The sequence below is a fragment of the Collinsella sp. HCP28S3_B9 genome, assembly GCF_052066095.1.
Taxonomy (GTDB): Bacteria; Actinomycetota; Coriobacteriia; order Coriobacteriales; family Coriobacteriaceae; genus Collinsella.
This window is the reverse complement of sequence record NZ_JBQHST010000025.1, coordinates 21,679-35,958: the sequence shown is the minus strand read 5'-3', so window position 1 is coordinate 35,958 and position 14,280 is coordinate 21,679. Positions and strand designations below refer to the sequence as shown.

At 60.7% G+C, this 14,280-nt stretch carries 11 protein-coding genes; 10 read left to right on the top strand and 1 reads right to left on the bottom strand.

Annotated features, from left to right (window positions below; translation table 11 throughout):
• Window positions 1-177 precede the first annotated feature (177 nt).
• Window positions 178-1,434 (bottom strand): DNA polymerase IV, encoded by a 1,257-nt coding sequence (gene dinB / locus ACTNBB_RS06995; protein ID WP_427794791.1) that lies wholly within the window; start codon window positions 1,432-1,434, stop codon window positions 178-180.
• A 201-nt stretch (window positions 1,435-1,635) separates the two neighbouring features.
• Here dinB and rpsP point away from each other — a divergent pair, with 201 nt between their 5' ends.
• The 10 genes from rpsP to ACTNBB_RS06945 all read left to right on the top strand — a co-directional run bounded on the left by rpsP (window position 1,636) and on the right by ACTNBB_RS06945 (window position 14,172).
• The gene (rpsP, locus tag ACTNBB_RS06990; RefSeq protein ID WP_427717582.1) at window positions 1,636-1,986 is read left to right on the top strand and encodes a 30S ribosomal protein S16; all 351 of its coding nucleotides are present in this window, start codon (window positions 1,636-1,638) and stop codon (window positions 1,984-1,986) included.
• A gap of 42 nt (window positions 1,987-2,028) precedes the next feature.
• Complete coding sequence (locus ACTNBB_RS06985) at window positions 2,029-2,274, top strand: KH domain-containing protein (protein WP_154516529.1); 246 nt, start codon at window positions 2,029-2,031, stop codon at window positions 2,272-2,274.
• A 34-nt stretch (window positions 2,275-2,308) separates the two neighbouring features.
• Window positions 2,309-2,800 carry a ribosome maturation factor RimM gene (gene rimM / locus ACTNBB_RS06980; protein ID WP_427717603.1) on the top strand — a complete coding sequence of 164 codons (492 nt, stop codon included), beginning with the start codon at window positions 2,309-2,311 and terminating at the stop codon, window positions 2,798-2,800.
• 10 nt (window positions 2,801-2,810) lie between these two features.
• Window positions 2,811-3,557, top strand: coding sequence for a tRNA (guanosine(37)-N1)-methyltransferase TrmD (gene trmD, locus ACTNBB_RS06975; RefSeq protein ID WP_441057356.1), 747 nt, complete (start codon window positions 2,811-2,813; stop codon window positions 3,555-3,557).
• Window positions 3,558-3,651: 94 nt separating this feature from the next.
• A complete protein-coding gene (gene lepB / locus ACTNBB_RS06970) occupies window positions 3,652-4,167 on the top strand; it encodes a signal peptidase I (RefSeq protein ID WP_441057358.1) in 516 nt (171 codons plus the stop codon).
• Between the two features lie 59 nt (window positions 4,168-4,226).
• The gene (locus ACTNBB_RS06965; protein ID WP_441015527.1) at window positions 4,227-5,138 is read left to right on the top strand and encodes a glycine--tRNA ligase subunit alpha; all 912 of its coding nucleotides are present in this window, start codon (window positions 4,227-4,229) and stop codon (window positions 5,136-5,138) included.
• 3 nt (window positions 5,139-5,141) lie between these two features.
• Window positions 5,142-7,238 (top strand): glycine--tRNA ligase subunit beta, encoded by a 2,097-nt coding sequence (glyS, locus tag ACTNBB_RS06960; RefSeq protein WP_441057360.1) that lies wholly within the window; start codon window positions 5,142-5,144, stop codon window positions 7,236-7,238.
• Between the two features lie 34 nt (window positions 7,239-7,272).
• Window positions 7,273-8,148: a pyruvate, water dikinase regulatory protein gene (locus ACTNBB_RS06955; protein ID WP_441057362.1), complete on the top strand. Its 876-nt coding sequence runs from the start codon at window positions 7,273-7,275 to the stop codon at window positions 8,146-8,148.
• Window positions 8,149-8,489: 341 nt separating this feature from the next.
• Complete coding sequence (gene ppdK / locus ACTNBB_RS06950) at window positions 8,490-11,240, top strand: pyruvate, phosphate dikinase (protein ID WP_441057364.1); 2,751 nt, start codon at window positions 8,490-8,492, stop codon at window positions 11,238-11,240.
• A 172-nt stretch (window positions 11,241-11,412) separates the two neighbouring features.
• Window positions 11,413-14,172, top strand: coding sequence for a hypothetical protein (locus ACTNBB_RS06945; protein WP_441057366.1), 2,760 nt, complete (start codon window positions 11,413-11,415; stop codon window positions 14,170-14,172).
• Window positions 14,173-14,280 lie beyond the last annotated feature (108 nt).

Sequence of the window (14,280 nt, the reverse complement as noted above, 5' to 3'; positions counted from 1 at the left end):
TCGAAGAGCCCGATCGCCGCCTTCCTGGCCTCGATGTCGTGCTTCACCCTCAAGTCGACACGCATAAAAAGCCTCCCATTTCTCATGTCCAAGAAATGGGAGGCAGTTCAAATTAGCTACCCCGTACTACCCTGACAATCTAAAGTAGCTAAAAAAGCCCCGTCCCAAATTGACTACTTAGTGGGAGGAGAAGCGTGATTGGCGGCCGAAGGATAGGGCGGTGTCGCCGAACTTGTCTCGGACCGCGTCGATGGCGACGGAGAGGTCACGGCGGTCGCTGGATTGGGCTCCGCGGTCGTCGACTTCGCAAAACAGGTCGGTCTGTATGCCGCCTTGATGATTGAAGTCACTCATGCCTATGCCGGCAAGGCGTACATGCATTCCTTCCTGCCAGATGTTGTCGAGCAACTCGATCGCTACCGCCACAAAGATGTTCTCGTCGTCGGTGGGATGGGGGAGTCGTCGCTGTGCCGAGCGACCGCTGCCGTACGAGTACTTAAGTTTGAGCGTCACCGTGGTGCCGGTAAGCCCCTGGCGGCGCAGGCGACGTCCGACGGATTCGCCCAATAGTGCAATCGCCGCTTCGATGTCCCCGCGCTCGGTCAAATCTTTCGCAAAGGTGCGCTCATTGCTTACCGACTTGACCTCACGCTCTTCATCGAGGCTCGTGACTTCGGAAACCTCGAGCCCCAACGCACGCTGGCGCATGCGCTCGCCGTTAACGCCAAAAATCGCAGACAGTGTGGATTCCGGTGCGCGAGACAGCTCGCCCAGCGTGTAAATCCGCATGCGGCGCAGCCGCTCCTCGGCCGAGCGCCCGATACCGCTCATGGCAGAAACAGGTAACGGTGCCAGAAAACGCTGCTCAGTTCCCGGGCGTACGACCGTAAGCCCAAACGGCTTGTCTCGCTCGCTTGCAATCTTGGCTACCGTTTTGTTGCAACCGACGCCGATGGAGCAGGTCACCCCCAGTGCCGCCACGCGATCGCTGATGCGTCGTACGACGAGCAGTGGGTCCTCGGGCGCAAAGCGGCCCGGCGTGATGTCGATAAAGGCCTCGTCGATGGACACGCGCTCTACGCGCGGTGTCTCGTCGGCAAGAATATTCATGACCTGTGCGCTAACCTCGTGGTAGCGATCGAAATGCCCGTGTGTCCAAATGGCCTGCGGACAGAGGCGGCGTGCCTCGGCCGAGGGCATGGCGGAGTGCACGCCAAAGCGACGTGCCTCGTATGAGCAGGTGGAGACGACGCCGCGAGATTCGGCGTCTCCGCCCACGATAAGCGGCTTGCCGCGCCACTCGGGATGATCGAGCATCTCCACGCTCGCAAAAAACGCATCGAGATCCATCAGACCCACCGCCGGACCCGTCCAGGGCGGCGGCGTGACGCCCGCAGTATCCTCATAACCGTATGTATGTTCGCATCTTTTCATGGCATGAGTATACCGCGCAGCTCATGTGGGGTGCGTGGATGTGCTTGCAAATCGCGAATTCTTGTCTAAGATATGGATTTGCCTTCGACTACACCGAAGAAGTTGGTCTCACGGACTTCACCTGCCCGCGTCGATGGCGTATTATGTTCAACTGTTTGTTTGTAGTTGCAGCCTAAAGCTGCTTGGTTGGAGGAGTTTCCTTTGGCAGTCAAGATTCGCCTTGCTCGTCACGGCGCTAAGAAGCGTCCGTACTACCGTGTCGTCGTCGCCGATTCCCGCGCCCCGCGTGACGGTCGTATCATCGAGGAGGTTGGCCGCTACAATCCGATGACCGCCCCCAAGACCATCAACCTCGATCTCGAGAAGATTGCTGACTGGCAGTCCAAGGGCGCTCAGCTCACCGACGCTGTCGCTGCCCTGGTCAAGGCCGCCAACGAGGGCGAGAAGACCGAGACCGTCGTCAAGAAGTCCAAGAAGCAGCTCGCCAAAGAGGCCGAGGCCGCTAAGGCTGCCGCTGAGGCCGCTGAGGCCGCTGAGGGCGCCGAGGAGTAAATCGTGCCTGAGGTTGACGCTGCACAGCTCGAGGGTGAGGCAATGCTCTCAGATCGCATCGCCGATCTCGTCGAATATCTCGTTGTTCAGATCGTCGACGACCCGGATTCCGTGAGCCTGGAAGTTATCGATGGCGACGATGCCTCAACTATTGAGGTTTCGGTCGCCGAGGATGACGTAGCTAAGGTCATTGGCCGTCGCGGCCGTACCATCAAGGCCATTCGCACGCTCGCCCGTGCACTGGCCGCTCGCCTCGACACTTCCGTCGAGGTAGAGGTTCTGGGCTAGGACCTTGAGGTCCCAGTACAAAAACATCGCCCGTGTGGTTAAGCCGCATGGAAGGAAGGGGGAGGTCCTCGCGCAGCCGCTGCGGGGGCTTCCTTCTGTATTGGAGCCGGGTATGCGTGTCGCCCTGACGCCACCGGCGCTCAAGCGTGACCGCTTTTGCACGGTTACATCCGTTACCGATACGGGCGATGGCGATCTGGTTTCGTTTGAGGGCATTGACGACTTGACGGCCGCCGAGGGCATCACGGGTTGTTTCGTTCTGGCGAACCGTGATGACTTTGAGCTCGATTCACTCGATGCCGCCTATACCGACCTTATGGGTCGCGAGGTGGTTGACGAGCGCTTTGGGTCGCTCGGAACGATCGTTGAGATTATGTCGACGCCCGCCAACGACGTTTGGGTTGTCGAGGGTGATCGGTACGGCGAGGTGCTGATTCCCGTGATCGAGCAAGTTGTGCTCGATCTTCCCGATCGGGGAGCAATATCCGTCCACGTTATGGACGGCTTGATCGATATGGACAAGTAGGGAGGACAACATGCTGATCGAGACCCTTTCGGTCTTTCCCGAGATGTTTGAGCCCGTTATGTCCACATCGATTTTGGGCCGTGCCCGCAAGGCCGGCCTTTTTGATTTTAAGGCGTATAACCTGCGCGACTGGACGCACGATCGCCATCGTACCGTCGATGACGAGCCGTACGGCGGCGGTCAGGGCATGCTCATGAAGGTCGAGCCCATCGCTGAGGCCATCGAGGCCATCAGCTCTGAGGGCCCCAAGCCCACCGTGGTGTTCTTTACGCCCTGCGGTGAGCCTTTTACGCAGCATGTAGCCGAGCGCCTGCTCCAAAGCGAGCGCCTGCTGTTTGTGTGCAGCCGTTACGAGGGTGTCGATGAGCGCGCGTATGCCTATGCCGACGAGCGCCTGTCGATCGGCGACTATGTGCTCACGGGCGGCGAGCTGCCTGCTATGGTCGTTGCTGACGCTGTCGTGCGTCTGATTCCCGGCGCGCTTGGTGACGAGATGAGCAACGTTGACGAATCATTCTCGACCGCCGAGGACGGTGGGCTGCTCGAGTACGCGCAGTACACCCGTCCTGCCGAGTTTAACGGCGAGGGCGTGCCTCCTGTGCTTGTAAGTGGTGACCACGCCAAGGTTGACGCTTGGCGCCGCAAGAACGCCATCGAGCGCACCTGTCGCTGGCGTCCCGACTTAATTGAGACGGCGCGGCTTACGCCCCAGGAGCGTGCGTATGCGCAGGATTTGCTTTCTGGAAGAGGTGAATAACATGGAGGACAATAAAGGCCGCCAACGAGTTCATCTTGAACATGATTTTGGCGAGAGGTCCGTTTTCACTTTGCGGGGCGCCTTGGAATGGGTTTTGGTCATTCTAATTGCGCTCGCGGCCACCTTCCTGATTCGCTCGTTTGTGGTCGAGCCCTTTGTGGTGCCCACCGGGTCCATGGAGTCCACGATTGAGATTGGCGACCAGATCCTGGCGCAAAAGGTGACGCTTGAGCTCGGCCAGCCTGTCAAACAGGGCGATATTGTGGTGTTCCACAACCCCGATGGCACCTCTGAGCACGATGTGCTCGTCAAGCGCGTTATCGCCACGGCCGGCCAGACGGTCGACCTGCAGGACGGCAAGGTGGTCGTTGACGGCCAAGCGCTCGACGAGGACTATACGACGGGCATGAGCTGGCCACTGTCGGTCCAGGCGCCTGGTGCTCAGGTGAGCTATCCCTACACCGTCCCCGACGGGTGCGTGTGGGTGATGGGCGACAACCGCGAGAACTCAGCCGACTCACGCTACTTTGGACCGGTCGACCGTTCGGACCTGATCGCCGTGGCGCTCGTGCGTTACTGGCCGCTCAACCGTCTGGGCGCTATCGACTAAAAACCGCTATAGTACAGTACCTAACCGTGTAATCGTTTCGACGAGGGGATATTAGAGGCATGAACGCTTCATCGCTTTCCTTCCAAGACATCATCCTGCGTCTCCAGCAGTACTGGGGCGAGCAGGGCTGCGTCATTATGCAGCCCTATGACTCCGAGGTCGGTGCCGGTACCTTCCATACCGCGACCACGCTGCGCTCGCTCGGTCCTGCCGAGTGGCGCACCTGCTATGCGCAGCCCTGCCGCCGTCCCGCCGACGGCCGCTACGGCGAGAACCCCAACCGCATGCAGCACTACTATCAGTTCCAGGTGCTCATCAAGCCCTCGCCGGTCAACGCCCAGGAGCTTTACCTGGGGTCTCTTGCCGCTATTGGCCTGGACCCCAACGACCATGACGTCCGCTTTGTTGAGGACGACTGGGAGAGCCCGACGCTCGGTGCCTGGGGCCTTGGCTGGGAGGTCTGGCTCAACGGCATGGAGGTCACGCAGTTTACGTACTTCCAGCAGGTGGGCGGCATCGAGGTCGACCCCGTGCCCGTCGAGATCACCTATGGCCTGGAGCGCATCGCAATGTACGCCCAGGGCGTCAACTCCGTCTACGACCTGGTGTGGAGCTACCTGCCCGACGGCACGCCCATGACCTACGGCGACGTGTTCCTGGAGAACGAGCGCGAGTTTAGCGCCTACAATTTTGAGGTCGCTAACGTCGAGATGATGCGTCAGAAGTTTGACGACTACGAGTCCGAGTGCCACTCCTGTCTGGAGCGCAAGCTGCCGCTGCCCGCATACGACTGCGTCATGAAGTGCAGCCATGCCTTCAACCTGCTCGATGCCCGCGGCGCCCTGTCCGCAGTCGAGCGCGCCAACTACATCCTGCGCGTCCGCGCCGTCGCCAAGGCGTGCTGCGAGGCCTATATGGCCGAGGTCGCCGGAGTTAACGAGAATGCCGACCAGGAAGGCGAGGTGGCGTAAGCCATGGCAGACGCTAAGGATTTCCTGTTTGAGATCGGTACGGAGGAAATGCCCTCCGCACCGCTGAACAATGCCGTCAAGCAGCTTGGCGATATGATCGCCAAGGGCCTCGACGAGGCCGGCCTGGCCCATGGCGAGGTCCGCGTGATCTCGAGCCCGCGTCGTCTGGCTGTGCTCGTGACCAACGTCGCCACCGCGACCGATGAGGTCCACGAGGTCAAGCGCGGCCCTGCGGCAAACATTGCCTTCGATGCCGACGGCAACGCCACCAAGGCCGCCCAGGGCTTCGCCCGCAAGTGCGCTGTGGCTGCCGAGGACCTGATCCGTCGTGAGGATACCGACGGCCGCGAGTACGTGTTCGCCGAGAAGAACATTCCCTCCGCGCCGGCTACCCCTATTCTGACGGCCCTGTGCGAGAAGACGATCGCAGGCCTGCAGTGGCCCAACTACCGCAGCCAGCGCTGGGGCCACGAGCACGCTACGTTTGTGCGTCCGGTCCGTTGGATCTGCTGCCTTCTGGGCGAGGACGTTGTGCCCGTGACGTTTGCCGATGTGACGAGCGGCAACACCACGCGCGGACATCGCGTGCTGGGCGCCGGTGACCATGTTGTCGCCAGCCCCGCCGTCTACGAGCAGGTGCTCGAGGACGCCGGCGTGCTCTCTGCCGAGCGTCGTCGTGAGGCCATCCTTGCCGGTATTGCCGAGGTCGAGGCCGCTCGCCCTGGCTGCCATGTCGATACGCCCAAGAAGGTCTTCGAGGAGGTCATTAACCTCTGCGAGTGGCCGACGGTGCTCGTCGGTACCTTCGACGAGGAGTTCCTCAAGGTCCCGCACGAGATCATCTGCGAGTCCATGCTCACCAACCAGCGCTACTTCCCGATCTATGACGGCGAGGGCAAGCTCACGCGTGAGTTCGTGGTCGTCTCCAACAGCAAGCCCGAGAATGCCGATCGTGTGATCGACGGCAACGAGCGCGTCGTGCGCGCCCGTCTGGACGATGCCAAGTTCTTCTACGAGGAGGACCTGAAGATCTCCCTCGACGAGTTCCGTGAGCGTCTGGCCAAGGTTGCCTTCCAGGAGAAGCTCGGCAGCGTGCTCGCCAAGTCCGAGCGCATTGAGCAGCTCGCGCTCGCTATTGCCCGCGAGGCCCATCTGGGCGCCCACCTCGCTGCCGATGCCGCTCGTGCCGCGCACCTGTGCAAGGCCGACCTGGTTTCCAACGCCGTCGTCGAGTTTACGAGCCAGCAGGGCGTGATGGGTGGCTATTACGCAACTGCGATGGGGGAGAACGACGAGGTCGCCCACGCCATTCGCGATCACTATCGTCCCCGCTTTGCCGGCGATGAGCTGCCCGAGGGCACCGCTGGCTGCATCGTGGCCTGTGCCGACAAGCTCGATACCATTGCCGGTATCTTTGCCATCGGTGAGCCCCCGACCGGCTCTTCCGACCCGTACGCGCTGCGTCGCGCCGCTATCGGCATTATCAACATCCTGCGCGATCGTCTGCCGATCGACCCCACGACGCTCATCGACTTTGCCCTTGAGCTCTATAGCGAGCAGGGCATCGAGTTCGACGCCGCCGAGGTCGCCCAGCAGGTCCGTGACTTCTTCCACGGCCGTCTGGTGAGCATGGCCCGCGACGAGAAGATTCCGGCGGATACCGTCGCCGCCGTCTCCGCGGTGCACATCATCGCTCCGTCCGTCTTCTTCGCCCGCTGCGCCGCGCTCGACGAGGCTCGTAAGAACGATGCCGAGACCTTCGACAACCTGGCTACTGCCTATGCCCGCGCCGCGCACATCTCCAAGCCCGAGCTGGGTATGGAGTACGATCGCAGCCTGATGGGTGAGGCCGAGCTCGCGCTTGCCGATGCCTCCGAGGCTGCTCAGACCGCTGTCGATGGCGCCCTTGCTGCCGAGGATTACCCGGCCGCATTTGCCGCCCTTGCCGCCCTGCGTGCCCCCATCGACCGCTTCTTCGACGAGGTTATGGTCATGGACAAGGACGAGCAGCTCCGCGATAATCGCCTTAAGCTGCTCAACCGCTTCGAGGCCGTTTTCTCTGGCATCGCCAACATCGGTGAGCTTGCCCGCAAAAAGTAAACTAGCCTGCGCATAAGCGCAAAAGGAGCCCCGCATGGATTGCCCGGTCACCGCTCGTCCCACCGTTATCGTTATCTCCGACTCGCTCGGTGATACCGCTTGTGAGGTGGTGCTTGCGGCGTCCGGGCAATTTGATGAAGGGGCTTTTCGTCTCTTGCGCTTGCCCAAAGTGAACTCGGTGGAGCAGGTCAAGTCGTTTGTGGGCCCGCGCGTCGATGCGGACCATCGTGATATCGCCGTGTTCCACACTATCGTCGATCCGGCGCTTCGCGCTCGCGTGCTCGATTACCTGGGTATGCTGCATATTCGCTCTGTCGACCTGATCGGTCCGACCCTTGCCGTGCTCTCGTCGCTCATCGGTGTGCCGCCCAAGGGCGTTGCGGGCGTTATTCACAAAACGGATGACCGCTATTTCCACCGCATCGAGGCTATGGAGTATTTCGTTGAGCACGATGACGGGCGCGGTTGCGACGACCTTTCGGGGGCCGATATCGTGCTGCTGGGCGTGTCGCGTACGTCCAAAACGCCGCTGTCGATGTATTTGGCCTATCAGGGTTACAAGGTCGCAAACGTTCCGCTGGCGCACGGCATGGAGCCGCCGAAGTCGATTTACGAGGTCGACCCGATGCGCCTGTTCGGCCTGATTTCGACCGTTGACGTAATTTCTGAGATTCGCGACAGCCGCTTGGGCGATGACTACGCCCGCGCCGTCGCCGGCTCCTATGCCGAGCCCGAGAGTGTGCGCAGCGAGCTTGAGGAAGCCCGTGCCCTCATGAAGCGCCTAGGCTGCTTTGTGGTGCGTACCGACGGTAAGGCGATTGAGGAGAGTGCATCCGAGATCATCGGTCATTTGGATGAAATCCAAGAAGCTCGAGCCCGTCGTGCCGCTCGCCGAGCCCAACAAAAGTAGCTAATTTGGGACGGGGCTTTTTTAGCTACCCCGGCTGAGGCCGCGAGCTTTTTGGCCGATTGCCGACGGGGTAGCTAAAAAAGCCCCGTCCCAAATTAGCTATTTATGGTAAAGCGATTTAGCAAAGTTCTTTCAGTTAACCTGCAAGTCTCGTACACTGGTATCTTCATAAGGTAACCACCTTTATCTACCGTTTACCGTCAGTTTTACCACGTTTACCAAACCTCGCACCCTCTACGCAAGCACTTCCAATACCCGCCGTATAGTACCCTCACGGCTCGCATCCGGCGGGTCGATTCGTTACCACGGTCGTGCGCGACAGCGCATGGAAGGGGAGTATCGTGAGCGATTGCAAGAGGGTTTACCGTTTTGGAACCGACGCCCAGGGCACCTGTGTCACTGAGGGCGACAAGTCCATGAACTTCGTGCTTGGCGGCAAGGGTGCAAATCTTGCCGAGATGAGCCGCATCGGCCTGCCGGTTCCCGGTGGCTTTACCATTACCTGCCAAACCTGTGTCGAGTACTCCGGTGCCGGCAACGTGTGGCCCGAAGGCGCACTCGATGAGATCGTTGCCGCCGAGGCCGATCTCGAGGCCCGCTGCGGCAAGAAGCTTGGTGACGCATCCGACCCGCTGCTCGTGTCGGTTCGCTCGGGTGCTCCGTTCTCCATGCCCGGCATGATGGACACGGTCCTCAACTTGGGCCTTAACGACGACTCCGTTCTGGGCCTCATTGCCCAGACGCAAAACCCGCGTTTTGCCTGGGATAGCTACCGCCGCTTTATCCAAATGTTCTCCAACGTCGTTATGGGTGTCGATGCCGACTTGTTTGAGAACGCCCTGACCCAGGCTCGCTTGGTCGCCGGCGTCCGCGTCGATTCCGAGCTTTCGGCCGAGGACCTGCAGGAGCTCGTCGAGACCTTCAAGGGCATCTTCTCCGAGAACGTCGAGGCTGCCCTGTATCCCGAGCTCGAGGTTGTCGACGGCAAGCCCGTCTTCCCGCACGATCCGGAGCTCCAGCTGCGCCTTGCCATCCAGGCCGTCTTTGGCAGCTGGATGAACGAGCGCGCCTGCATCTACCGCAAACAGCATGGCATTTCCGACGAGCTCGGTACCGCCGTCAACGTCCAGGCCATGGCTTTTGGCAACAAAGGCGAGACCTCTGCGACCGGCGTCGCCTTTACGCGCAATCCGGCCGATGGCACCAAGGAGTTCTACGGTGACTTTTTGGTTAACGCCCAGGGTGAGGACGTCGTCGCCGGCATCCGCAACACTGAGCCCATCGCCGACCTCAAGACCACCCCGGGCCTCGAGTCTGCTGGTGAGGAGCTCGAGCGCGTTTTCCTGACGCTCGAGGATCATTACCGCGATATGTGCGATATCGAATTCACCATCGAGCAGGGTAAACTTTGGATGCTTCAGACCCGCGTGGGCAAGCGCACCGCTACCGCCGCGCTGCGCATCGCCATCGAGATGGTCGAGGAGGGCCTCATCACCCGCGAGGAGGCCGTGAGTCGCATCGATCCGGCGCAGCTCGACCAGCTTCTGCATCCGCAGTTCGACTCCTCCAAGAAGTACGAGGCCCTGGCCTGCGGCCTTAACGCCAGCCCCGGCGCCGCCGTAGGCGAGGTCGTGTTCTCGAGCGACGATGCCGTCGCGCGCGCCAACGAGGGCCACAAGGTCATTCTGGTTCGCTGGGAGACCAACCCCGACGACTTGAAGGGCATGGTCGCTGCCGAGGGCATCCTTACCAGCCACGGCGGCAAGACGAGCCATGCCGCCGTTATCGCCCGCGGTATGGGTACGCCCTGTGTCTGCGGCGTTGAGCGCTTCCATATTGACGCCGCCGAGAAGGTCGTGCGCATCGAGGGCAGCGACCGCGTGCTGCACGAGGGCGACATCATCTCCATCGACGGCACCCAGGGCATTGTCGTCGACGGCGCCGTCGATCTGGTCTCCGCCGAGCTCACCGGCGATCTGGACACCATTCTGTCCTGGGCAGACGAGATCCGTCTGGACGAGACCGACGGTCACGCCAACCACGTGCGCGTCAACGCCGACAACCCCGAGGATGCCGCGCTCGCACTCGAGTTTGGCGCCGAGGCCATCGGCCTGTGCCGCACCGAGCACATGTTCCTGGGCGACCGCAAGAACATTATCCAGAGCTTTATCTTGTCCGACGACGAGGCCGTGAAGCAGCAGGCCCTGGCCGACCTGCTCAAGGTTCAGACCGAGGACTTTCTGGCGATGTTTAAGACCATGTCCGGTCGCGATGTGGTCGTTCGCCTGCTCGATCCGCCGCTGCATGAGTTCCTGGATAATCCTCGCGAGCTCGAGGTCGCCATCACCAAGAAGGAAGCCGCCGGCGCCAGCGAGGAAGAGCTTGCCACCCTGCGTGCCCGCCTGCGTCGAATCGACGGCATGGTTGAGTCCAACCCGATGCTCGGCTTGCGCGGTGTGCGCCTGTCCGTTGTCTTTGGCGATCTGCCGCTCATGCAGGTTCGCGCCGTCGCCACGGCTGCTGCCCGCCTTATCAAGGAGGGCGTCGACCCGCGCCCCGAGATTATGGTCCCGCTCGTTTCCATCACAGCCGAGCATGTCCAGACCCGCGAGGTCATCGAGCGCGTGATCGCCGAGGTATCCGCCGAGGAGGGCGTCGAGCTCAATATTCCCGTGGGCACGATGCTCGAGCTGCCGCGCGCTTGCATGGTCGCCGACGAGATCGCCCACCATGCCGACTTCTTCTGCTTTGGCACCAACGACCTCACCCAGACAACCTTCGGCTTCTCGCGCGACGACGCCGAGGCCAAGTTCATCCCGCTGTACATGCACAAGAAGATCCTGAAGGATAATCCCTTCGAGACCATCGACGCGGCGGTGCTCGAGCTGGTGCGTATGGCCGTCGAGAAGGGTCGCGCCGCCAACCCCGACATGCACTTTGGCGTGTGCGGCGAGCACGGCGGCGACCCCAAGTCCATCAAGGGCCTGTTCAACGTGGCCGATGTGGACTACGTGTCCTGCTCGCCCTATCGCGTACCCCTGGCGCGTCTGGCGGCCGCTCAGGCCAAGCTCGAGGCCAAGCGTTCCGCTTAACTGAGTCGCGTTCCATTTGCGCCTCTTACGCCCCCCTTCGCGCCGCCGCGCTCCCTGTGGACGCGGCGGCGTTTTATATTTATTCTGTTGGTTCAATACATTGGCAACTGACGGGAGGACTGCGATGAAAAACCTCACCAGGTATTTGCAACGAGCGCGTCGGGGAGCACAGATGACCCTGTGCTGGGTGGTCGTTGCGGTCACGGCGCTTTGCGGGATGCCGACGGCCGGTTTTGCCCTTCAGGATGAATCTCGCGACGAGCTTTATGGCGACGTGGTCAACCCGCTCACCATTACGGTCAACGATCGCGACTGCACGTTTGTTGATATCGATGACGGCAAACTCGAGGGCCGTACCTCGATGTACGACAACGTCTCGTTCTACACGGCCGCCGTCAAAAAGGTGCTGCCCAACTGGGCATCGCTTGCCTATAACATCCTTGGCTATGGTGGAGGCGACGACTCCGGGGACTTTTTGTACTGGGACCACGCCGGCAAGGGCTTTGAGAAGGACTTCGGTAAGGGTCACTACATCTATCTGTATGATGCGCTTTCGGGCGGCAACGGTGAGCATTCCGACGGCGCCGACAAATCGAAACAGAGTGGTCTGACATCGGCAAAAAGCCTCAAAGCTGTCTACGATCGCTTGACCGACGATATCGCCGGCTGTATCGGTCACAAGCTGACGGGCTCCGATTTCCGTGAAAACGTGCCGCTCGACGGACTGTCGAAAGACACGACTGAGCAGGACGTCATCTATGCCACCATTGCTTGTGTCGACAAGCTCGGCGGCACCTATCAGTATGATTTCAATGGCTTTGGCATCGCGTTCTATAACTTTAGAGTTCAGCAGCTCAACAGCATGAACAAGCTTAACTGCGCGCCCGAGGACGCGCCGGGCTATTCCTTTGTCGATTCTAAGACTGAGCAGGAGCTCGTTACCTCGGCTCTTAACGTCGGCTATGAGGACGCCTCGCAGAGCATCACGCTCGCCCGCGGTACCGAGGAGACGGTCGGCACGAGCACTTCTGAATCCACATCGTATTCCAAAGGCGGCTCGTGGGGCGCATCGGTGAGCCTCAAGGAGTCGCTGGGCGTGCCCGCAACAGCGAGCGAGGAGATCGAGACCTCGTTTTCGGCCGAAGCCACGATGTCCCAGTTGTGGGAGGCGAGCAAGACCGAGGAACAGTCGATCACCACAACGGTCAATCAGTCGGTCACCGTCGATATGACGATCCCTGCGCACACGCAGGTCAATAGCAAGCAGACGAGTTCTACCACGACGCTGTCCGAGGACTATGACCAGCCGGTGGGCGTGACGTTCGACGTGATTATCTTTAACATGAACGGCGAGTGCTACGACGACAACGCCGCCGTGCAGGAGTTCCATACCGCCGGTTATGACCAGCGCTCGTTCTACACCACCTTTGGCGATCAGTCGACCGACGCCGTGCAGAACCTGTTCCTGCGCTCAATCGCCCATCGTGGCGACGACGGCTACGATACCACCGCCGGAAACGTTACGAGCTGGTCGCATCGCACCAACAACCACATGGTGCGCGCCATCGATTGGAATTCTGTCCTGGCCGATCGCGAGGTGCCATCGCGCAACGGCGGCGCCCCGCGCACGTGCAATGTGCTCAACGACATGGCCGCCACCTACCCCATGTCCATTACGGGTTCCAATCTGTCGTTTGAGTCGGTGACGGTCGATACCCAGTTGGGCACGCCGCAGCCCATTAAGCCCATTTCCAAGATTCTCGTATCGCTGCAGACCGATAAGACCCGAAGGCTTACGGTGGGAGACGAAGACCCCATCTCTTCCTATCGCGTGCGTGCAAGGGACGAGGACGATGTTGACTATTACGGCTTTGTGAAGTCGTCGGGCGACTGGCGCGTGGTCGATAAAAACGGCAAGAAATGCAAGTCCGACGTCATCGAGATCCAGACCGACCCTGTCACCCACGAGCAAGTCGTGGTGGGTAAAAAGGCCGGCACCGCCTACGTAAAGTACTTTATCCCCGAGGACACCTATGTGGACGTGAACGGGCATGTTTCGACCAATGACGAGATCGACGCCGCGGCCTACAAATATAAGGTAAGCGACGTGGCGCCCGAGTCGTTTAACGGCAGCATCAAACTCGAGGGCTCGGCACAGACCGTCGTCGGAGTCGAGGAGAATCTCAACGGCATCGACGGCCTAACGGCTACGGTCTATGACACGACGGGCAAGGAAGTCGATAGGGTCTGCAGCTGGGAGGCCCAGGAGCTCGAGAGCAAGGGCATTTCGGTCGCGACGGACGGCACGATGACCATCTCGCAACCGGGCACCTTCCATGTTCGCGCCTTCATTGACGGCGTGTATTCCGATTGGGCCGAGGTCATCGCCGCACCCGCACCGGTCGACCCGATGACGACCGTGGTCGAGACACCGGTGAGCGTTACGTCCGTTTCTTCGGGGGATTCTTCGGCAACGACGGATAGCGCGGCTCCTGCCCAGGGAGAGCAGGCGGCTTCCGATGCGAACGCGTCCGAGCCTGCTCCGGCGAGCGACGATGCCACTGCCGTGACTGACGACACCGCGCCCGCTGCCGCAAAAGATGCCTCGCCGATTCCTACGGGCCTCGTTACCGTTTTGACCGATATCTGCCGCTACGGTATCGATCACGGCCTCATCGGCACATCAAACAAGGAAGAGATGACCAAGCAGGACTTCGACATCTTAGGCATCCTGTACCTGATGGCAGACAGCCAGGATCTGGTGCCCCAAGACGCCGAGGATGCGATGAATGAATGGGCTCATGACAACTATAATGACGAAGAGCTTGCCACCTGGAAGCAGCATGCGCTTTCGGTGCTGCTCGAATACGGTTATATCGCGCCCGGAACGACCGTGACGACGCCGACGACTGATGCTGCGGACGGCGCATAAGTGCAGAAAGAGTGCGTGTTTTTGTCTTTTTGCTTACGGGCAAAATAGTTCTTGCAGCCAAGGTCGTGGCGTGTATACTCGAATACGTTTGTTCAACTACGTGCCGGC